The organism is Nocardia puris (genome assembly GCF_036051655.1).
Classification (GTDB): Bacteria; Actinomycetota; Actinomycetes; order Mycobacteriales; family Mycobacteriaceae; genus Nocardia; species Nocardia puris.
In genome coordinates this window covers 3036208-3055763 of record NZ_CP107943.1, presented here as the reverse complement: position 1 = coordinate 3055763, position 19556 = coordinate 3036208, and the positions used below count along the sequence as shown (strand labels likewise).

General features: G+C 67.2%; 21 protein-coding genes. 5 read left to right on the top strand and 16 right to left on the bottom strand.

The genetic code is table 11. The features are described 5' to 3' along the window. Positions 1–13 precede the first annotated feature (13 nt). On the top strand, positions 14–364 hold the full coding sequence (locus tag OHB21_RS13715) for a DUF3703 domain-containing protein (protein ID WP_195142467.1): 351 nt from the start codon (positions 14–16) through the stop codon (positions 362–364). 218 nt (positions 365–582) lie between these two features. Here OHB21_RS13715 and OHB21_RS13710 read toward each other — a convergent pair whose 3' ends face one another. The 6 genes from OHB21_RS13710 to OHB21_RS13685 all read right to left on the bottom strand — a co-directional run bounded on the left by OHB21_RS13710 (position 583) and on the right by OHB21_RS13685 (position 3687). Next, positions 583–885 carry a hypothetical protein gene (locus OHB21_RS13710; RefSeq protein ID WP_195142468.1) on the bottom strand — a complete coding sequence of 101 codons (303 nt, stop codon included), beginning with the start codon at positions 883–885 and terminating at the stop codon, positions 583–585. Beyond that, on the bottom strand, positions 882–1562 hold the full coding sequence (locus OHB21_RS13705) for a methyltransferase family protein (protein ID WP_195142469.1): 681 nt from the start codon (positions 1560–1562) through the stop codon (positions 882–884). The genes OHB21_RS13710 and OHB21_RS13705 overlap by 4 nt, the downstream gene beginning before the upstream one ends. Next, a complete protein-coding gene (locus OHB21_RS13700) occupies positions 1559–1864 on the bottom strand; it encodes a zf-HC2 domain-containing protein (protein WP_195142470.1) in 306 nt (101 codons plus the stop codon). The genes OHB21_RS13705 and OHB21_RS13700 overlap by 4 nt, the downstream gene beginning before the upstream one ends. A 36-nt stretch (positions 1865–1900) precedes the next feature. Continuing rightward, positions 1901–2266 (bottom strand): DUF2933 domain-containing protein, encoded by a 366-nt coding sequence (locus OHB21_RS13695; RefSeq protein WP_328439930.1) that lies wholly within the window; start codon positions 2264–2266, stop codon positions 1901–1903. 5 nt (positions 2267–2271) lie between these two features. Next, a complete protein-coding gene (lgt, locus tag OHB21_RS13690; RefSeq protein ID WP_328439019.1) occupies positions 2272–3264 on the bottom strand; it encodes a prolipoprotein diacylglyceryl transferase in 993 nt (330 codons plus the stop codon). 81 nt (positions 3265–3345) lie between these two features. Next, the gene (locus OHB21_RS13685) at positions 3346–3687 is read right to left on the bottom strand and encodes a hypothetical protein (RefSeq protein ID WP_328439017.1); all 342 of its coding nucleotides are present in this window, start codon (positions 3685–3687) and stop codon (positions 3346–3348) included. A 353-nt stretch (positions 3688–4040) separates the two neighbouring features. On the opposite strand from OHB21_RS13685, the gene OHB21_RS13680 reads away from it, so the two are divergent. Genes OHB21_RS13680 through OHB21_RS13670 form a run of 3 tightly spaced genes read left to right on the top strand, consistent with a single transcriptional unit; the run spans position 4041 to position 8642 of the window. Next, a complete protein-coding gene (locus OHB21_RS13680) occupies positions 4041–6557 on the top strand; it encodes a heavy metal translocating P-type ATPase (RefSeq protein WP_328439015.1) in 2517 nt (838 codons plus the stop codon). After that, positions 6554–7255 (top strand): response regulator transcription factor, encoded by a 702-nt coding sequence (locus OHB21_RS13675; RefSeq protein ID WP_328439013.1) that lies wholly within the window; start codon positions 6554–6556, stop codon positions 7253–7255. The genes OHB21_RS13680 and OHB21_RS13675 overlap by 4 nt, the downstream gene beginning before the upstream one ends. Further along, positions 7248–8642 (top strand): sensor histidine kinase, encoded by a 1395-nt coding sequence (locus OHB21_RS13670; RefSeq protein WP_328439011.1) that lies wholly within the window; start codon positions 7248–7250, stop codon positions 8640–8642. The genes OHB21_RS13675 and OHB21_RS13670 overlap by 8 nt, the downstream gene beginning before the upstream one ends. A 995-nt stretch (positions 8643–9637) precedes the next feature. Here OHB21_RS13670 and OHB21_RS13665 read toward each other — a convergent pair. Next, on the bottom strand, positions 9638–9814 hold the full coding sequence (locus OHB21_RS13665; RefSeq protein WP_195142476.1) for a DUF3703 domain-containing protein: 177 nt from the start codon (positions 9812–9814) through the stop codon (positions 9638–9640). 40 nt (positions 9815–9854) lie between these two features. Next, entirely contained in the window at positions 9855–10775 is a 921-nt protein-coding gene (locus OHB21_RS13660; protein WP_328439008.1) for a sterol desaturase family protein, read from the bottom strand. A gap of 273 nt (positions 10776–11048) precedes the next feature. On the opposite strand from OHB21_RS13660, the gene OHB21_RS13655 reads away from it, so the two are divergent. After that, positions 11049–13034, top strand: coding sequence for an N-acetylmuramoyl-L-alanine amidase (locus OHB21_RS13655; RefSeq protein ID WP_328439006.1), 1986 nt, complete (start codon positions 11049–11051; stop codon positions 13032–13034). 516 nt (positions 13035–13550) lie between these two features. On the opposite strand, the gene OHB21_RS13650 is transcribed toward OHB21_RS13655, so the two are convergent. The 8 genes from OHB21_RS13650 to OHB21_RS13615 form a co-directional block, all read right to left on the bottom strand. Beyond that, positions 13551–14354, bottom strand: coding sequence for a cytochrome c biogenesis CcdA family protein (locus OHB21_RS13650; RefSeq protein ID WP_328439004.1), 804 nt, complete (start codon positions 14352–14354; stop codon positions 13551–13553). Between the two features lie 11 nt (positions 14355–14365). After that, positions 14366–15019 carry a redoxin domain-containing protein gene (locus OHB21_RS13645; protein ID WP_328439002.1) on the bottom strand — a complete coding sequence of 218 codons (654 nt, stop codon included), beginning with the start codon at positions 15017–15019 and terminating at the stop codon, positions 14366–14368. Then, a complete protein-coding gene (locus OHB21_RS13640) occupies positions 15016–15651 on the bottom strand; it encodes a TlpA family protein disulfide reductase (RefSeq protein ID WP_328439928.1) in 636 nt (211 codons plus the stop codon). The genes OHB21_RS13645 and OHB21_RS13640 overlap by 4 nt, the downstream gene beginning before the upstream one ends. A 67-nt stretch (positions 15652–15718) precedes the next feature. Further along, positions 15719–16369, bottom strand: coding sequence for a vitamin K epoxide reductase family protein (locus OHB21_RS13635; RefSeq protein WP_328439000.1), 651 nt, complete (start codon positions 16367–16369; stop codon positions 15719–15721). Further along, positions 16350–16994 (bottom strand): DsbA family protein, encoded by a 645-nt coding sequence (locus OHB21_RS13630; protein WP_195142502.1) that lies wholly within the window; start codon positions 16992–16994, stop codon positions 16350–16352. The genes OHB21_RS13635 and OHB21_RS13630 overlap by 20 nt, the downstream gene beginning before the upstream one ends. 327 nt (positions 16995–17321) lie before the next feature. Beyond that, entirely contained in the window at positions 17322–17720 is a 399-nt protein-coding gene (locus OHB21_RS13625) for a hypothetical protein (protein ID WP_195142481.1), read from the bottom strand. 316 nt (positions 17721–18036) lie between these two features. Beyond that, the gene (locus tag OHB21_RS13620; protein WP_228815646.1) at positions 18037–18738 is read right to left on the bottom strand and encodes an AraC family transcriptional regulator; all 702 of its coding nucleotides are present in this window, start codon (positions 18736–18738) and stop codon (positions 18037–18039) included. A 166-nt stretch (positions 18739–18904) separates the two neighbouring features. Beyond that, the gene (locus OHB21_RS13615) at positions 18905–19495 is read right to left on the bottom strand and encodes a cadmium resistance transporter (protein WP_195142483.1); all 591 of its coding nucleotides are present in this window, start codon (positions 19493–19495) and stop codon (positions 18905–18907) included. Positions 19496–19556 lie beyond the last annotated feature (61 nt).

Here is a 19556-nt window from a genome sequence, read left to right as displayed (position 1 = left end):
GAAAGGACCTGCGATGGCCTGGATTCCGGCCGCGGCACGCACCGCCTACGACAACGAAATGCACGCCGCGAAAACCACACCCGATCCCGCGCAACGCTGGGAACATCTCGAACGCGCCCACATCCTGTCCCAGCCCGACCCCTGGCTGCACACCCGCAACCACATCGCCATGTTCACCCTCGCCGTCCGCCAACGCGACCGCCGTGAAGCCCTCGGCCAAGTCGTCCGCATCATCGTCGCCGCACCCGGATCACTGGCCCGCCTCGCCCCCGAAGGCAACACCGGCCGCGCTGCTGTGGGCCTGCGCCAAACCATGCCCACCCCACCAGAACTGGCTGCCCTGCTGAACCCAGCCGGGGCCTGAGCGGTCCGGCCTATCCAGGCTTGCGGACCAGCACCCGGAATGCGACACCACCGCGACCTGTCCGGTAGGCGAAACCGATGTCAGCCCACCACCGCACCGTCGGGCCCATAATCCAGAATCGGAGCGGATGACAACGGACTCGCCGACCTTCTCCGTGTCGCAGCAGTTTGCAGGTATGCTTCCTCGCCGCGTGATCCATGTTCTTGTTCGGTGATCCCCTACCGTTGCTTACACAGGCGGTGTCGGGTTCCGCGGAGGCTGAGGTGGACCGGTGTTGCGGTACATCGCCGTGTTGCCCCGTGTTCGCGTTCGGCCGCTTCTAGCTGGTCGATCCTGGCTTGCAGCCGAGTGATCTCTGCGTGGGGTGAGCCAGGTGCGGGGTGCACCCGATTCCGGTCGTGCAGGCGATCCCATTGGTCGCGGATGTCCTTGCGGTAGCGGCGTTCCAGCCAGACCACTACGCCCATCTCGGCGGCGCAGGCCAGCAGCACCATGAGCACGACGGTCTCGGCGGTTGTCATGGCGTGTGCACCTGCCGCTTGTCAGTCGGCGGCCTTGGCGTGAGGTTCGCCGTCATTCGGCGGGTGGGTAGGAATCGGGGTGTGCGGGCCGCGTAATCGGTCCAGTCCGTTCCGAAGCGGGCGGCCGCTTCTGTTTCCTCGCGGATCGCCAGGCGCCGGTACATCCATGCCAGTACCGGGAACATGATCAGGGTGGGCAGGGTCGGCCACATGAGCAGGAACCCGATCATGATCGCGAGGAAGCCCGCGTATTGCGGGTGGCGCACATGTCGGTAGACGCCGGAGGTGGCGAGGGTTTCGGTTCGCGCGGCTGCGTGCAGTTTGCGCCAGCCTGCGGCGATGAGGAGGAATCCGCCGACGATGAAGGCGTAGGCGGCGAGGTGGAACGGGCTGATGTGCGGGTCGAGTTTCCAGCCGATCAGGTCGTTCCAGAGGTGACCTTGGGCGTGGGTGAATCCGAGGTTGGGGAACCGGTTGCCCAGTGGTCCGGCCAGCAGGTAGATGGTGAGCGGGAAGCCGTACATCTCGGTGAACAGCGCTACCGCGAAGGCGCTGAAGCCGCCCAGGGCCCGCCAGTCGCGGCTGGTGTGCGGGTGGAAGAAGCCGGCGGCGAAGGCCACCAGCACGACCGTGTTGATCACGACCAGGGCCCAGAGGCCGTATCCGTAGTCGTTCATGGGATCTGTTCCTCAGTCGCAGTGATCGTGTCGGCGGCGTGCGCGTCGGTCACCGGTCCCGATTCGCGGCGGCGACCTGTGTCGGGGATAGGGCTTGGGCGGCACCGCAGTTCGGGCGCGAGGATCGGGCGGGCCTTCAGTAGTTCGACCACGACGGTCAGTTCGTCGCGCTCGGATCGGCATGGAGCACACTGGCTCAGGTGTGCGGCCACTGTGGCCTCCTCATCGGGTGCCAGCGCCGCGAGGGCGTAGGCGGCGAGCGATTCGCTGATCTCGCCGCATCGCGTCGTGGGATTCGCCATGGCCATCACCGCCTGCGCCGCTCGTAGTCTGCGCGGTCAGGGACGATCGTTGCGCCACGTGCTAGCGCTGTGGCCGCGCGGTTCGCCTGGGCCGGCGGTGACGTTGCTGCTCGGGTCGGTCTTCGGCTGGTGCCACAGGGTGTCGAACCGGTCGATGATCGTCGTCTTGCCGGTGGTCGGTGCGGCCTTGATCAGGTCGGGACCGTCCGGTCCGGCGGAAGAACCTTCGACCGGGGTGTTGGCCTGGCCGGCGTTCATGGTCTTCATCATGAACATCATGCTCAGTGGGCAGGCAGCGAGGATCAGCAGCGGCGCCGCGGCCAGGATCCAACCCGGCTTCAGCACCAGTACCGCGACGGCGATGAGGCCGAGGGTGAGGAGAATCTTTTTGTTGAAGCACATGGTGATCACTCCGAGGGGGATGGCCGTGGGGATCGCGGCGCCTTGTATATCGGTTGTAACGAGACGGTAGGTGTTGGCTGTGAAGAATCTGTGAGCTCGGGATGGGTGCTCGATGTGCGTCCTGATCCCACCGCGAGCGCACCGGCGGCGGGCGGTGAATCGGCTGCGGGAACAGCGGTATCCGCGGCGGCGGGCGGGCCGCTGTTCCGCTGCGGGCGGCGCACGTACAAGAAGATGGCGGCTGCGGTGAACAGCAGCGCGGCCGTCCACACGTTCAGTCGTAGTCCGAGTATCTGGTTGGCGGGGTCCACGCGCAGCATCTCGATCCCTGCCCGCCCCGCTGTATAGGCGGCGATGTAGAGGGCGAACACGCGGCCGCGGTCGAGGCGGAACCGGCGTTCGGCCCACAGGATCAGTCCCACGGCCAGCAGGTCCCAGGTGGCCTCGTAGGCGAACACCGGGTGATAGGTGTCGGCCGCCGGGGTTGCCGCGGGTCGATGTGCCGGGTCGATGACCAGCCCCCACGGCAGATCCGTGGGTCGTCCGTAGAGTTCCTGGTTGAACCAGCAGCCCACCCGCCCGATCGCCTGACCGACCAGCAAGGCTGGCGCCATGGCGTCGGCGAAGACGGCGAAGCCGCTTCCACGACGACGCAGCGCGATCCACGCGCCGAGCACACCACCGGCGACCGCACCCCAGATGCCGAGTCCGCCCTGCCAGACATACAGGGCCGCAACCAGATCGCGGCCGGGTCCGAAATAGAGCTGCCAGCTGGTGAGCACATGGTAGAGGCGACCTCCGACGACGCCGAAGGGTATGGCGATGACCGCGACGTCGATGACGGTGCCGGGTGCGCCGCCGCGCGATCGCCACCGCCACTCACCGATCGCGACGCCGACCAGGACTGCCAGGATCACCATGATCGAATACCAGTGCAGCATCAGCGGGCCCACGTCCAGGTAGGGGCTGGGCGGGCTGGGGATCGAGGCGAGATTCATCGGCCCTGATGCCCTGTCCTCGGCCCGGTGTCACGGGGTACCGCACGGGAGGCAGGACAACCGCGCGGAACGTGGCGGCGGTCAGCGCATGCCATGGTGATCGCTCTCGGCGCTGGTGCCCATCATCGGCCCCGGCATCATTCGGCCATCCATCATCGGCGCCGACATCATGCCGCCAGGGCGCATCATGTCCTGCATCATCGCTCGCGCCTGGTCGCGGTCACCGGCGGGTAGGGCGTCGGTGCAGTGGCGGATCATCGATTCCTGGGACTGCCCGGCGCCGGGATCCTGCTGCTGTGTGGTCGACGGCGGTTGTGTGCCGGGCTCGGTGGGTTCGGGTGTCTGAGCGGTGGCGATGCCGAATGCACCCGCGCCGAGCAGGGCACTCCCTGCGACCGCTGCGATTGCTGTGCGTTTCTTCATGGGTTCGCCCTCTTTCAGGTGGGGTTTCCGGGCCCTGGTTCGCGTCGATGAGCCTCGGGTGCTCTCGAAATTAGGCAGCGGCTGTGAAGAAGCCGTGAAGGGCTGATGTGGGACCGCTGTGCGCACCCCTCGACCGGTATCAGCGCCGGCACGGCGCCGGTTATACATACGGGTACCGCGCAAAGGTAGTCGATCGGTTCGACACGAAACAACGCGGTGGGCAGCGGTCTCGCGGATTGGCGAGGCACCCGGAACAATGGAGGCGAGCGCATGCGGAATCGGATTCACCGACAGCGACAACGGGCGTGCACCTCAGCGCGTCTGGTAGCGGCTCTGCAGCTGAGGAGAATGTCATGAGCGCGGACAAGATCGCAGTCCTGATTGCGTCGGCCTGCTTGATCGTGGCGTTGGCGTGGTTCTTCTTCGGGCCGCGCAAGTCGCGGACCGCGCAACTGCGGGAAGGGGTGCAGGAAATCGGTGTCACCGTCAAAGGCGGGTATGCCCCGGATCTGATCCGGGTCCGTCAGGGTGTCCCGGTACGCATGCTGTTCGACCGGCAGGAGAGCGGCGAATGCACCTCACGGGTGGTTTTTCCCGACCTCGGTGTCAGCAAGTCGCTGCCGGCGTTCGAAACGACGGCGGTCGAGTTCGTGCCGGATACGGCAGGCCGGTTCGGGTTCGCCTGCGGCATGAACATGGTCCACGGAACGCTGGTCGTCGACCCGAACGAAGAATCGAGCCAGACCCCCAGCCCTGGCCAGGCTGCCCAGCCTGCGACGGCACGGGCGGCCGGGGATGGCGCCGCGGAGGAGGACACCGAGGCCGCGGAGCGGCATGCCGAGATCAAGGATCTGTCGCGTCGGGTGTGGGTGGGTGCGGTGTTGTCGGCGCCGGTCGTGGTCGCGGTGATGCTGCACGAGCTCTTCGGGGTCGACGTGCCTGGGCTTTTGTTGAATCGCTGGTTCCAGTTCGCGCTGATCACTCCGGTGATGTTCTACACCGGTTACCCGATTCACCGGACCGGGTGGCGGGCGCTGCGTAACCGGTCGGCGGAGATGAACTCGCTGATCACGTTGGGCACCTGTGCGGCGTATGGGTACAGCGTGCTGGTCACCGTCGCGCCGGGGCTGCTGCCGGAGTCGGTGCGGGAGGTCTACTACGAGGCGGTCGGGGTCATCTTGACCCTGATCCTGCTGGGCCGGTTGTTCGAGGCGAAGGCCAAAGCCGGTACCGGGCAGGCGATCCGGGAGCTGCTGGGTCTGCAACCCAAGACCGCACGGGTCGTGCGCGACGGCGTCGAGGTCGATGTCGCGGTCGAGGAGGTCGTGGTCGGTGATGTGATCGTGGTCCGGCCCGGTGAGCAGGTGCCGGTGGACGGTGTCATCGTCGATGGCCGGTCCTCGCTGGATGAATCGATGGTGACCGGGGAGTCGATCCCGGTGACCAAGACCGTCGGTGACGAGGTGGTCGGTGCGACGGTGAATCAGACGGGTGCGTTCCGGTTGCGGGCCACCCGGGTGGGGGCGGATACCGCGCTGGCGCAGATCATTCGGCTGGTGCGCCAAGCCCAGGCGTCGCGGGCGCCGATCCAGCGGATCGCCGACCTCGTGTCGAGCTATTTCGTGCCCGCGGTCGTGTTCATCGCCATCACCGCGTTCGCGGTCTGGTATGTCGTGGGGCCCGACCCGGCGTTCACCCTCGGTCTGGTCTCGGCGGTGGCGGTGTTGATCATCGCCTGCCCGTGCGCGCTGGGGTTGGCGACCCCGCTCTCGATCATGGTCGGCACCGGCAAGGGCGCCCAAGCCGCCATTCTCATCCGCTCGGCCGAAGCTCTCGAGACCGCGCACCGGTTGCAGACCATCGTGCTGGACAAGACCGGCACCATCACCGAGGGTCGCCCCGCACTGACCGACGTCGTGCCCGCGGCGGGTTTCGACACCGACGAGCTCATCGCGCTGGTCGCCTCGGCCGAACGGTCGTCGGAGCATCCGCTCGGGCGCGCCATCGTGGACGGTGCCGTCGAGCGCGGTATCGCCACGACGGACCCGGTCGAGTTCGACTCGGTCACCGGCCAGGGCATCCTCGCCACAATCGCGGGCCGCCGGGTGCTGGTGGGTAAGGCCACGCTGCTCACCGAGGCGGGTGTGGACCTCGCGCCGCTGCGCGAGGATGCGGAGCGGCTGGCTGCTCAAGGTAAGACCGCCATCTTCGCCGCGGTCGACGGCCGCCCGGCCGGAGTGGTCGCGGTCGCCGACACCGTCAAAGCCGATTCGGCCGCCGCGGTCGCCGCCCTGAGGCGGCTCGGCCTCGACGTCGTGATGATCACCGGCGACAACCGGCACACCGCCGAAGCCATCGCCCGCGAGGTCGGCATCGGCCGGGTGCTGGCCGAGGTGCTGCCGGAGAACAAGGCGATCGAGGTCCGCCGTCTGCAGGACGAAGGTCGGCAGGTGGGCATGGTCGGCGACGGCATCAACGACGCCCCCGCCCTGGCGCAGGCCGATGTCGGGTTCGCGATCGGCACCGGCACCGACGTGGCGATCGAAGCCTCCGACATCACGCTGATCTCCGGCGCACTGGGCGGGGTGGTCACCGCGATCCGGCTGAGCCGGGCCACGATGCGCAACATCCGCCAGAACCTGGTGCTCGCGTTCGTGTACAACACCGCCGGCATTCCGCTGGCGGCCGGCGTGCTGTATCCGTTCACCGGGTGGATGCTCAGCCCGATCATCGCGGCCGCGGCGATGGCGCTGTCGTCGCTGTCGGTGGTCGGCAACGCCAACCGGCTGCGCGCCTTCACCCCGGCACCACTGCCCTCGACGCCAGTAGGCAGCATCAATGCTCGACCGGTGGAGGTGGCGACGCCGTGACGGGCGAGACGGTGCTGGTCGTCGATGACGAAGCCAAGCTTCGGGCGCTAGTGCGTGACTACCTGGAACGCGACGGATACCGCGTGCTGGAGGCGGTCGAGGGCCGCGGGGCGCTCGACCTGGCGCGCACCGCGCAACCCGATCTGATCATCCTGGATCTGGGCCTGCCGGGACTGCCCGGTGATGAGGTCGCCCGGCTGCTGCGCCGCGACTGCGATGTGCCGATCGTGATGCTCACCGCCCGCGCGGCCGAGAACGACCGGGTGGCGGGGCTGCGGCTGGGCGCCGACGACTACGTGGTCAAACCGTTCAGCCCCCGAGAGCTCGTGGCGCGGGTGGAGGCAGTACTGCGCCGCGCGGGCAGCGGTCGCGCCGCTACCGAGACCGCGGTGTCCTACGGCGAAGGGGCGCTGCGGATCGACACCGAACGCCGAGAGGTCTACTCCGGGGGCGAGCCCGTGGAGCTGACCCGTTCGGAGTTCGACCTGCTCGCCGCGCTCGCGTCGCGGCCCGGACGTGCCTGGAGCCGCATGGAATTGGTCGGCCGCATCCAAGGCCACACGTTCGAGGCATATGAGCGCACGACCGACGTCCATGTGAAGAACTTGCGGCGCAAACTCGGCGACGAGGCGCCGTTCCGGATCGTGGTCACCGTGCCCGGCGTCGGCTACAAGCTGGGAGTCGAGCGCGATGCGTGAATTCTTGCGCGGCCGATTCGCCCGCCGCCTCGCGCTCGCCTTCGCAACACTCGGCGCGGGCGCGGCCCTGCTGACCGCGGTCCTGGTCAACCTCGCCTTCGGCGCCCGCTTCGACGAATACCGCGCCGCCCAGCAGCAGATCCGCCAGCAACAGCTGGTCGCCATGTTCGCCGCCGAATACACCCCAGCCGACGGCTGGAACCGCCAGAAGCTGAACGAACTCGCCCCGACAGTCACGATGACCGGCTCCCAGGTCGAGCTCCGCGCACCCGACGGCACGCAGGTGTGGTCGCTGGCCGACGCCGATGTCGACGACGCGATACTGGCGATGCACCGGGACATGATGGGCGTGGGAGACCTCGGCCCACCCCAGCAACTCCCCGTCGTCGTCGGCGGCCGTCAGGTCGGCATCCTCGACGTGCGGGTGCCACAGGGCCCGATCCCCGCGGTCGACCGCACCTTCCGCTCCGACGTCAACAAGTTGCTGATCGCCGGAGGACTCACCGCCTCGGTGATCGCGCTCGGCGTCGGCCTCTACACCGCGCGCCGCGCGACCGCGCCGATCGCCGAACTCACCCACGCCGCAGCCGATCTCGCCGACGGCCGCAAAGACCGGCGGGTCACCCGCATCCCGGACAACGAAATCGGTTTGCTGGCAACCACCTTCAACACCATGGCCGACCGCATCGAGCGAGAAGAGGAACTACGCCGCCTCTTCGCCGCCGACGTCGCCCACGAACTACGCACACCACTGGCCATCCTGCGCAGCGAACTCGAAGCAGTCCAAGACGGCGTCCGCGAACCCACGCCTGCCGTGATCTCTTCCCTGCACGAGGAGACCCTTCGCATGGGCCGGCTCATCGCCGATCTGGAAACCCTCGCCTCCGCCGACGCCGCTGCCTTCACCCTGCAACGGCGCACCCTCTCGCTCACCAACCTCGTCGCAACCACTGTCGAGGACTTCCGCGAACGATTCAGCCAGGCCGGCATCACCCTGAACACCGAACTCGCCGAGGTCTTCGTCGACGGCGACGACGACCGGCTCCGCCAGATCATCACCAACCAGCTCACCAACGCCCTGAAATTCGTTCCCCCCGACGGGACCGTCACCGTCACGGTTGAGCGTCTCAGCGGCTGGGCCGAGCTGCGGGTCAGCGACACCGGTCCGGGTATCCCCGACTCCGACCTGCCACACATCTTCGACCGCTTCTTCCGCAGCCGCACCGCCCGCGCCGACGGCTCCGGCATCGGACTCTCCGTCGCCAAAGAACTCGCCACCGCGCACGGCGGCACCATCACTGCCACCAGCGCCCCTGGCCGAGGAACCACCTTCACGACCCGGCTACCAGGGGTCGCCGTACCATCGGCCGAGGGGCTGTCTCGGTAAAAATCCACAGTCCCTCGGCCGAATTTCGGGCGGATATGGGGTAGCTGCTGGTAGTGGGTGCGGGACGGGCCGGACCCGATGAGGCTGGTCAGTTCGCGCATGGCCTGGGGGGACGGTTTGATGTAGCGGCGTAGGTTCTCGGGTTTGCGGTGGCGTGATTTGGCCATCAGTTCGAGCAGGCTGGCCTGGGATTCGCCAATGTGTGTCAGGCCGGAGTGTCGGAGTCGTGCAGGTTCCAGCCGGTGCCGGGCCCGCCGGTGGCGGCGTCGAGGAGATCGCGGACCTGGGGTCGTAGGACAGTCGCGCGAGTCCGGTGTCGGGGCACAGGTCGCGGTCGGCAAGGTATTTGCCGGGGCCCAGGTCAGCGGTGGGGCACGAATACCGGGCCGCCGCGGGTGCAACCGCGGATCAATCACGGTAGAAGCCGTGTGGTGCCGACCTCTCAGTACGCGGTTTCCAGGACGTGTTTTGGTGGGTGGCGCCGCGGCGGCAGACGCGGGGTTTGGCGCCCTTGGATTTCACTCGGGCGCACCGGCCCGGCCGGTCGAGGTCTTCGATGTCGAGTTGGAGCATTCCTCTGTGCGAGCGCAGGTTTCGCACAGCATCCGCCACAGCGACTTCTCGCGGATGTGGAGTCGCGGCGGGCGATGAGCCGGTCGATCGCGGTGCGCGAACGCACCGAGGTCTGCGAATCCGGCGGCGTAGAACGTCTGGCCGAGGCCAGAACGGTGGGTGCGTCCTATCCTTATTCGCGGCACCACCTCAGCCATTTGCCCACGGCGGCGCGGCGCGCGTTCCACGTGTTGACCGCCGCGGTATCCCACAGCGGTTCGAGGGGCGTCGCCGACTCGGCGGCGGTCACCGATGCCAGTGCCCGGCTGGTCCGATCGGCCCGTCAGGCCGCGTCCGTCGAGCTGGTCGGTGGTCTTGCCGATGGCGATGATAGGCGCGGCGGGTGCTCGTCGGGCCGATCGTGTCCAGGAACTCCTGAGCCGCTACCCGCACGGTGCGCGCGGTGCGGTGGTGCGGATCCGGTGCAGCCACCGGTCGGGCTGGGACACGATGTGGGCGCGTACAAGATCCGCCCAGCGCTGGGCGGGGTCGGGCGTGGTCTTGGCGGCTTGCATTTCCTCGTGGTAGCGGGCGCGGGCACCGGCGGGGATCTTCGCCATTGGAGTGTCCTTTCGGGGGTGGAGTGGTCGTGGGTGGCAGTCAAGCCGTCTTCGCTGGTTCCGCGGGGCCGGGCACGGTGGGCGCTTGGGGTGTTGGCTGGCAGGCGCCGTGTCGGGTGAAGGGTTCGGCGAGCTGGGCCAGGTAGCCGGTGGGGTAGTCGGGTTTGGCGGCCATGCCGAGGTCGGTGCTGGTGAACCGGCGGGCCGGGTCGTAGCTGTGCGTGCGCAGCAGGTGGTCCCAGATGAGGGTGAACAGTCCGAAGTTGACGTCGCCGATGCCGGCCCATTTCAGGTGGTGGAACCGGTGGCCCTCGTTGAGCGCCAGCACATACTTCAACGGTCCGACCCGGTAGTCGGCGTTGGAGTGCTGCAACAGCAGCTGCACCGCCACCGTCAGCGACAGTGCCGCAGCGACCGGGACCGGGAGCCCGGCCAGCAGTAGCGGGATGACCCCGGCGGTCATTTCGATGGTTTGGTGCAGGGGGTGTTTCATCAGGCCGTTGAGGCCGTAGAAGCGTTGGACGCTGTGGTGCACGGCGTGGAAGCGCCACAGGAGCCCGATCTTGTGGCTGGCGTAGTGGGCCAGGGTGATCCCGAGATCGGCGACCACGACCGCGATCAGCACCTGCACGAGGAACGGCCAATCACCGGGCCAGATCCCGTCGCCGGGCACGAGCGCGGCCAGGGCGGGGATGGCAGCGACGCTGGCCAGGATGAGGGTTTCGTTGACGAAGGTGTGGATGGTGTCGCGGCCGGTGTCGCCGTGGGGGGTGTTCCACGAGTCCTGGTAAGGCAGTAGGTGTTCGGCGGTGAACGACACCGCCACCGCGACTGCGAGCAGGACGAGTAACCAAGCCTTGTGGGCGCCGGTGGCGGCTACGGCGATACCAGCGCCGTTGATACCGAGCAGCATGAACGGCGCGTAACCGTAGCGGATGAGGGATCGGGCGAGCGTGGACATGGATTCAGCCTCGCGCCCGGGCCAGGGTGGAGCTTGAAGAAACAGGCTGACTTCGCCGCGCCGTACGTGGTGTCCGACGTGGAGGTCATCGCGGAGTGATCTGTCGGCGAGTGGCCAACGGCCCGAGTGTCGCACCGAAGGTCAGCTACATCCCGGTTACAGTCTCAAGTGACACTTCATTCTTTGGGGTGGTTGTGGTTGGTGTGATCGGTGGTGCGGTTCGGGTTGTGGTTCCGGACCGGCCGCCGCGGTTCTACCGAGGTAGGAGTACTGGTGCCGAACTACGCCCGCAAACAGCCCTTCGTGCTTCCCATGGTCGCGGTCGCTGTGGTCGCGACGCCATTCGTGGCCGGTTTCCTCGGCGCTGGGGGGCAGTACCGGTTCTCCAATGACAGCGATCCGGGCCAGAGTGCGCAAACAAGGACCACTGTGGTCGCATTGTCGCAGTCTCCGACGGCGGTGGTGCCGTTACGCGAGCTGGCGGGTATGCCGTTGCCGGACCTGCGGGTCGGTGATCTACGCCTGGTCCCGGGTGCGCCGCCGCTCCCGGAGGGTTCACGGGTCGGGCCGGTCGGTTTCATCGCCGGCGAGGGAGTCGCGCCGATCTCGGCAACAACGCCTGCGTTGGATGCCGGCGTGGTGCCCGAGCAGTTGGTCGATCGAGTCGGGGCGCAGGTCACCGAGCTCACTCATCCCGGTCGTTTCAGCATGATCGGCTTGACAGCGCCGGACTTGGGGGGCATCACCACGATGGTGCGGGCCCGCCAACTCGATGGCTCCTGGGGACCGTGGTTCGAGGCCGGAACCGACGACAGTGTTGCGGCCCGCCGCCCAGGCCCGGGGCGCGTGCAGGGCAGCGAACCTGTTTATGTCGGTGACACCGACACGGTGCAAATTCTCAGCACCCGAGCAGCCGCCGGACCGGGTGTGTCCGGACCGCAGGAGCCGCGCACGATCACCGAGCCGGTCCAACTCGGTCCCGCGCAACTGTCGGCGGTGCTGCTCGATCCAGGCCGGGGCGAGCAGGATCTGTCGGCGGTTGCGGCACCGCCGGCAGGTGGTGGTCCCCGGGTGATCAGCCGGGCACAGTGGGGCGCCGATGAGTCACTGCGGTGTGAGGAGCCGACCTACGATGACGGCCTGGGTGGGATCGTGGTGCACCACACCGCGGGGCGCAACGACTACAGCAAGGCCGAGTCGGCGGCGATTGTGCGCGGCATCTACGCCTACCATGCCGAAACGCTGGGGTGGTGCGATATCGGTTACCACACGCTGGTGGACAAGTACGGCCAGATCTTCGAGGGACACTTCGGTGGTTTGGACCGGCCCGTGCAGGGCGCGCACACCGGTGGGTTCAACGAGAACACTGCCGGGGTGGCGTTCATGGGAAATCACGAATCCGAAGAACCGTCGCAGGCGGCGATCGCCGCGATGGGGCAGTTCATCGGGTGGCGAGCGCGGGTCGCGGGGTTGGATCCGCAAGGCACCACGACCATGATCTCCGAGGGCACCGAATTCACCCCGTACGGCGAGGGCGAACAGGTGCAGTTGCCGGTGGTGTTCTCCCACCGCGATGTCGGTAACACCACCTGCGCAGGTGATGCCGCCTACGCGCTCATGGACCGTCTTCGTTCCATCGCCGCCGGTATGAGTTCGAGCGTGGGGGCCGGACGAGCTCCGGCGAGACCGGGCTCGTCACCGGTACCCGATCCTGATCCGCATCCCGATGCTGATGTGTCCTTGTTGGCGGCGTTGACGGGCAAACTGTTGGGTCTGGTGGACCGCAGTGTGGTGGCTCGGTATTGGGTCGATGCCGGTGGCCCGCAGGGGCGGCTGGGGTCGGCGGCCTCGGAGCTGATGTTCACCGCCGACGGGGCACAGTACGCCCGGTTCGTCAACGGCTACCTGTTTCAAGCTCCGCAAGGTCAGATCTATGAGGTGGCCGGGCGCATCGGGCAACGGTTTGCTCAGCTCGGCGGGATCGACGGCGTGCTGGGCGCACCCCACAGCAACGAGTACCCCGTGCCCGGTGGTGTACGAGTCGATTTCGGTGGGGGGTCGTTGGTGTTCAACCAGGAAACCGGTACCGTCACCACACTCGCACTACCCCGACCGGTTGCCGATCATCCGACGCCTTCTCCCGCGTCCTCGACGCCCGCCTCAGCAGAGCTTCCACCGGCGCCAGTACCGGCAGATGCTGCACCGGCGCCGCAGCCCCCACCGTCGTCTGGCGGGGCCGAGGCTGATCTGGGGCCCTAATGCGGTGGCCGGACTGAAGTAGTTCTCGCGTCGCGAGCAGCGTTATCCGGGTCCGGGCGGGTTGTTTGCTGGTAGCGGTCGCCATCCGGTGGCGACGAGGGCTTCGGTCGGTGAGATGCCGATCAGGTCGCGGCAGGTGGGCACTGTCGGAGAATCCCGCTGCGTGCGCGGCCCGGGCCAGGAGCCGCCGCCCCGCATGACAGCGAATCCGAGCCGCAGCCCTACCCAACGCCGCCACGCCCCATAGGGCAACCGGACCTGAGCACTGAATATGCGGGAGAGGCGACTCGCCGAAATTCCGATGTCAGCAACGAGTTCGCCCAGAGTGGGTCGCCATTCTACCCAGCCGGGTGCCCGGCGAATGCCTCGGCCACGACCGGATGCGAGGGTCGGCACGCGACCGTGGCCGTAGCGTTGTCGATGAACGCGTCGCTGCGGTGCTCCCCGTCGCCCCTGACCGGATGCTGATAAGCGGCGGGGTCGACGTGGCGGTGGAGTTGATCGTGAGGGCGTTCGTTATATGGGTAGTACGACCGCGGTGACGAATTCGTTGCGCAGCCAGCCGATGAAAACTGCCCACGCGCCGCTGACCAAGGCTGCGCCGACCAGGATCAACATGATCCCACCGGCGATCTGGATGGTCCGGGAGTGTCGGCGCAACCATCCGACACCTCGCAGAGCTTTCGCGGAGCCGAAACCGAGAACGACAAACGGTGATCCGAGTCCGACACAGTAGGCGATGATCAGCACCACGCCACGTGCGGCGGTCGTGCCTTCTGTTCCGGCTGCGACCGAGAGCACCCCCGCCAATGTCGGCCCCAGGCACGGTGTCCATCCCAACCCGAACACACCCCCGAGCAAGGGGGCACCGGCGAGCGAGGAGACCCGCAACGGGGCGAAGCGTGTGTCCTTCTGAAACGCCGGGATGAGCCCGACGAACGCCAGCCCCATCACGATCGTGACCACCCCACCGACACGCTGAAGCAGATCCTCGTTGAGCCGCAACGCTCCGATGACGCCGAACACCGACGCGGTAGCAAGGACGAAGACGACGGTGAACCCGGCGACGAACAATGCCGCCGCACCGGCGACGCGCCATCGGTCCCCGGCCGAACCTCGCTCACCGGCGCCCGCGTGCGATGTGCTGGCCCCGGAAACACCGGCGAGGTAGGACAAGTATCCGGGTACCAGCGGCACCACACACGGCGAGGCGAAGGAGACCAGACCGGCGAGCATGCAGGCGGCGAGTGCGAGCAGCAAGGGCCCGGTCGCGGCGGCGGTCTGGAAACTTGTGCCGATCCCCTGGGCCAAGGTTGTCACTGTTTCGGTTGTCACCGTTCTGCCGCCACGCGTTCGATCACGGGTTGCAGGTCCTCGGCCAGAAGGGCACGCAGGAACACCGCCGCCACCCGGTGCTGGCGATCCAGGATCAGGGTGGAGGGGATGACGCTGGTGGGATAGCTGCCGCCGAGCGCGATCAGGGTGCGCATCGAGGGGTCGTAGATGGACGGATAGCCGACTTTATAGGAGATTACGAAATCCTGTGCTTTGTCCCGCTGGGAATCGCGGACGTTGATACCCAGAAACTGCACGCCCGAATCCTTGGTGGCGGCATACACGCGTTCGAGGTCGTCGGCTTCGGCGCGGCATGGACCGCACCATTGACCCCAAAGGTTGATCACCACCACCTGTCCGGCGTAGTCGGACACCGACACCGTCTTGTCCTCGGCCATGAGATCGGGCCCGGCCAGCACCCCGATCTTGCCGCGGCTGCCCGGCGGGTCGTAGAAGATGTCGGTCTGCCCACCTGGTGACACGAATTCGAACGTGCCACCACCGGTGGCGACCGAATCGGAGCCGGAAGCGCAGCCGCTCACGGTGATGGTCAGGCACGTACACAACGCGAGCACAGCGGCCCATCGGGGTTGCCGCGTTCGTGTGCGCGTCGATCGTAGGTCTGATCGCCTGCCCAGTTGCTGGATCATCGGGTCACCTCACTGATCGCGGCCCGAATCTGGGCGGGGTCGTCGAACACGGCCGGAGCGGTGATCCGCTCGACCGAACCATCCGGTTGGACAAGGAAACTCAGTGGCAACACCGGAGGCGCGGCCAGCGCTCTGCCCACGTCGCCGGTTGTGACGAACGAGGCGTAGCCGGCGCCCAGGTCTGTCATCAGCTCCAGTGCGGCAACGGGGTCGTCTTGTACGTTGATTCCGATGACGCGGACCGAACCGGGTTGCTTCGCGTACGCGTCGAGCACGGGGATCTCTGCCCGGCACGGCCCGCACCAGGACGCCCAGAGATTGATCAGCGTCATCTCTCCGCTCAGCGCGGCGCCCAAGTCCACCGTGTCGGGCGAGCCGAGGCACCGCGCCGAGAATCCGCGCAAGCTGGCGACAGTGAACCCCGACACAGTGGGTGCCGGGCAAGGCCGCGGTGGTGTCAGTCCCGCGCGACCCACCTCGGGAGCAGTTGCGGCGGAGCCTGCGGCCGCGGTCGCAGACGCACCCGTTCGCGCAATCCGAGTCTCCGACGAGGCCGACCGCGGCCAGATTGCCACGATCAACGCGGCGATCACGACCAAGGAGAAGACGAACCAGCGAGCCCTGGGCTGCATGCACGATCCCTTCTCCACCATAAACCCGTATCTACTACACATCGTAGTACATCCTGATTTCGCGCGTTCACAGCAGCGTGCTCCAGTAGGTCCAGAAACGGATGCCGATCAAGGCAACGATCGCGAGTGCCCAGATGGTGAGCGCCACACCGTGGTACCCCGCCGAGACATCGACTAGCCGACGAACCACCACCGGTGCAGGCAGAACGCCCACGACGAGGTTTCGCAGGGTGACATAGACGAACACCGGTGTGGTCACCGCCCAGACCACTATGCAGTAGGGGCACAGGGCCCCGATGCTGTACAGGGTGTGGTAGATCAACCAGTGCACGAACACCACGCCGAAGGTGACACCTGCTTGCAGTCCCAACCAGAACCAGCGCTGAAACCGTGCACCGGCCAGCAGCCCGGCGCCCACGGCGGTGACGACCGCGAAACCGGCGATCCCCAGCAAGGGGTTGGGGAAGCCGAACGCCGTGGCCTGCGGGCTGTCCATGACCGACCCGCAGGAGATGATGGGGTTCAGGCTGCAGCTGGGCACATAGGTGGGGTTTCGCAGACGTGCCATCTTCTCCACGGTGAGCACGCTGGCTGCCGCCGTGCCGAGGAGACCGCCGATCAGCAGCAGCCACGGCAACAACTGCGGGAACGGCTCCTGATAAGCCTCACTCGCCGGCGCCCCCGTGGCAACCTCGGCCTTATTCGGCGAGTGCGGCATCGATGGCCTTCGTGAAGTCTTCAGCGGAGCGTGGTTGGAGCTTGACACCGTTGAGGAAGAACGTGGGCGTTCCCTGCACCCCGAGGGTCCGCCCGTCGGCGACGTCGTTGTTGATCCGTTGCAGGGTGGCAGGATCGTTGTAGGCGTTGTCCCACTGCGTCATGTTCAAGCCCAGCTCGCGTGCGAAACCACGGAAGACCTCGTCCTTCGCGACGCGCTGCTCGGCCCAGTCGGGCTGGGTTTCATACATCTTCTGATACATCGCCTCGAACGCGCCCTGTCCGGCGGCGGCCTCCACTGCCCGTGCCGCGCGTTCGGCGTTGAAGTGTGACGGGATCGGGAAGTAGCGCGCGACGAAGGTCACTCGCCCGCTGTAGGTTTCGCGCAGTTGCTCCACGAAAGGAAACACCGCCCCGCAGGCCTCGCATTCGAAGTCGAGAAACTCCACCAACGTGACCTTGCCGTCACCGGCGGGGCCGAGCCGATGGCTGTTGTCGCGCACGAGCATGCTCTGCGTGTCGGCCTCGGCGACGGGCTGGTCCTTGTTGTCATCGGAGCCGGAGTTGATCGCGACGAGTACCGCAGCTACCACGAGGAAGACGGCAACGACTGCCGCGGAGATCATCGCGTTCTTCCTTCGGTGAGGAGCGGGCCTTGCCTGGCGCGCCACCTTCGGGAGCTGGCTGCTGTCGTTGTTGTCTTGCCGCTGTGGCATGTCTGGTCCTTTTCGTTGCGAGTCGGGCAGGTCGCGGTGATACGCGCGTCCGGGTACCGTCAGCCGCGCTCAATTGCTGACCGCGGTTGTCCGCCGACCATGTGAGTGGCCACGATGGGCAGTTGCCTGAGCCGAATGCCCGTTCGGCCGCGTATCGGCGGTTACCGGGGTGATGGTGTGGGGTGCCGAGATCGGTCTCGGCAGTGGTACGCGCGGCTCGAGGACTGCCGGGTGCTTCTATGTGCGCAGCACGCAGAGCATCGCGAGGCTGGGCGCGTGGCAGCGTCGCTGGGCAGGCGGCGGATGCGGCCCGCTTCGAGCCGATTCGACGACGGCGGGGCTGGGGCCGGGGCCGGAACGCCACGTCACCGCGAGCAAGGCACTGAGGAGCGCAACAACGCACAGACCGAGCACCCAGTCCGGGGCCTGCGGGGCGCGTGGGTTCACGGCAGGAAGACCGGCGGCATCCTGGCGGTCTCCGAGTACTTCCGACGCCGCCATTCCCATGTCGGCGGCAGCGCTCGCGCCCCAACCGGCGGTCGAGCACACGACGTCGTGACCGACGAACGCCTCATCCGCGCACGGCGAAGTCTGCATCATCGCCAGCCCCACCAGAGCTGCGAGCACGGCGGTCAACCGAGCGAGTCCCACTCGCACAGCTTTCCTACGACGCCCGTCCTGCACGTCGCCAGGGTAGTAGATGCGCCGAGATCACTCAGGGCCGACCGTGGGCCGAGACGATTTGAGGTAGGTCCCGGGTTTGTTCTGGCTGCCTCCAGCGCCGCCCGAAGAAGTTGCTGGGTCGCCTCAGCAGCGCTTTCACCGGGACCGGCACTGGTACCGGTAGAAGCTGCACCGGCACCTCAGTCCCCAGCGTCCAGCGGGGCCGAGAATGCACCGGGCCCAGATGCGGTGGCCGGAGGGTGACCTAGTTCGGGCGTCGCGAAGAGCATTATCCGGCTCCGGGCGGGTCGTGTGCTGCTGGTGGCGGCCGCCATCCGGTGGCGATGAGGGCTTCGGTCGGTGAGATGCCGATCAGGTCGCGGCAGGTGCGGGTGAGGTGGGCACTGTCGGAGAATCCCGCTGTGTGCGCGGCCTGGGTCAGGGTTCCGCCGTCACGCACGACGGTGAATCCGAGCTGCAGTCGTATCCAACGCCGCCACGCCGCATAAGGCAACCCGACCTGAGCGCTGAATATGTGGGAGAGGCGACTCGCCGAAATTCCGATGTTGGTGGCGAGATCATTCAGCGAGGGTGGCCCTCCCACCCACTCGGTTGCCCGGCGTTGTGCCTCGACCACGACCGGATGTGAGGGCGGGCGGGTTGGCGGCGTGACCGGGCCGGCGACGGGCGGGGTCGAGGCGGGTACGGCGACGCTGACCCAAGTGGTGGCTGCCTGGCGAGGTTGCTCGCCAAGTCGGGCCAGTGCTGCGTGAGCGGTCGTGCTGTCAGGGTCGAGGAAGGCGAGGAATCCGCTGGTGCCGGGTTCGGCGTGGACCTGGTGGACTACACCGGGTGGGATGATCGCTGCGAGAGCGGGGGTGGTGAGTCCGGTCGCATCGGTCAGGGCTAGTCGACCGCGTGCAACGAAGAGCACTTGCACTGCGGCGTGTGCGTGTGCAGGCGCGTCGCCGATGTCCCCGGTGAATGTCATGAGCCCAGAGGTCAGGGAAACCCCGCCGGACCAGGGGTGCCTACCAGTACTCACCTCCGCGCCCACGGTTTGGGGCAACGCTTGGACAGCAATGGGCAGTACAGACAAGCCACTGTTCCGGCCTCCTGGCATCGTGATGTGGTTTGAGCGGACATGGGGCGAAAGCTCAGAGGCCGAATGCGCCGCCGCTGACGAGGATGACGATTCCGAGAACGATCAGCACGAGCGGGAACAGGATGTGTTCCCACCGTTCCAAGATCTCGGCGATGGCCTTGCGGGTGGTGAGGAACTTCGCGGTGAACACCAGCACGCCGACCAAGAGCAGGAACACGACCGAGTAGGCGACGATCGCCGCTGTACCCACGGTCGCGAAGACCGGGACGTAGACGCCGATGTTGTCGCCGCCGTTGGCGAAGGTCACCGCCGCCACCGTCCAGACCGCGACCTTCTTGCCCTCGAACCGTTCATCGTCGTCGCCGTTGTTGCGCCATGCTCTCCAGGCGGCGAGCAGACCGAGCAGCAGAGGAATGAGCCCGAAGTAGGCGATGGCTTCTTCGGGCAGCAGCGCCGTGACTCCCAGCGCTACGAGGACCGACGCGGCCAGGATCGCTCCGAAACCGAGATATTGTCCGGTCGCGATGGCGGCCGTTGTTCCGCGGGTTCCCGCGCCGCGGGCGAAGAACAGCGAAAGCACGATGATGTCGTCGATGTTGGTCACCAGGAAGAGTCCGATGGCCTGCAGGATCGAGGTAACCATTCCGGCGGATGCCCTTTCTCGGGGAGTGCACTGCTGATCGGCTGCCACGCAGTTGTGTCGC

Coding starts and splice junctions, on each gene's coding strand:
- OHB21_RS13695 (WP_328439930.1), bottom strand. CDS start 2,266: ATGTGCTTCAACAAAAAGATTCTCCTCACCCTCGGCCTCATCGCCGTC.
- OHB21_RS13645 (WP_328439002.1), bottom strand. CDS start 15,019: ATGATCCAGCAACTGGGCAGGCGATCAGACCTACGATCGACGCGCACA.
- OHB21_RS13620 (WP_228815646.1), bottom strand. CDS start 18,738: ATGACATTCACCGGGGACATCGGCGACGCGCCTGCACACGCACACGCC.
- OHB21_RS13680 (WP_328439015.1), top strand. CDS start 4,041: ATGAGCGCGGACAAGATCGCAGTCCTGATTGCGTCGGCCTGCTTGATC.
- OHB21_RS13635 (WP_328439000.1), bottom strand. CDS start 16,369: ATGCCGCACTCGCCGAATAAGGCCGAGGTTGCCACGGGGGCGCCGGCG.
- OHB21_RS13715 (WP_195142467.1), top strand. CDS start 14: ATGGCCTGGATTCCGGCCGCGGCACGCACCGCCTACGACAACGAAATG.
- OHB21_RS13705 (WP_195142469.1), bottom strand. CDS start 1,562: ATGAACGACTACGGATACGGCCTCTGGGCCCTGGTCGTGATCAACACG.
- OHB21_RS13700 (WP_195142470.1), bottom strand. CDS start 1,864: ATGGCGAATCCCACGACGCGATGCGGCGAGATCAGCGAATCGCTCGCC.
- OHB21_RS13665 (WP_195142476.1), bottom strand. CDS start 9,814: ATGGCGAAGATCCCCGCCGGTGCCCGCGCCCGCTACCACGAGGAAATG.
- OHB21_RS13630 (WP_195142502.1), bottom strand. CDS start 16,994: ATGATCTCCGCGGCAGTCGTTGCCGTCTTCCTCGTGGTAGCTGCGGTA.
- OHB21_RS13615 (WP_195142483.1), bottom strand. CDS start 19,495: ATGGTTACCTCGATCCTGCAGGCCATCGGACTCTTCCTGGTGACCAAC.
- OHB21_RS13640 (WP_328439928.1), bottom strand. CDS start 15,651: ATGCAGCCCAGGGCTCGCTGGTTCGTCTTCTCCTTGGTCGTGATCGCC.
- OHB21_RS13685 (WP_328439017.1), bottom strand. CDS start 3,687: ATGAAGAAACGCACAGCAATCGCAGCGGTCGCAGGGAGTGCCCTGCTC.
- OHB21_RS13670 (WP_328439011.1), top strand. CDS start 7,248: ATGCGTGAATTCTTGCGCGGCCGATTCGCCCGCCGCCTCGCGCTCGCC.
- OHB21_RS13710 (WP_195142468.1), bottom strand. CDS start 885: ATGACAACCGCCGAGACCGTCGTGCTCATGGTGCTGCTGGCCTGCGCC.
- lgt (WP_328439019.1), bottom strand. CDS start 3,264: ATGAATCTCGCCTCGATCCCCAGCCCGCCCAGCCCCTACCTGGACGTG.
- OHB21_RS13660 (WP_328439008.1), bottom strand. CDS start 10,775: ATGTCCACGCTCGCCCGATCCCTCATCCGCTACGGTTACGCGCCGTTC.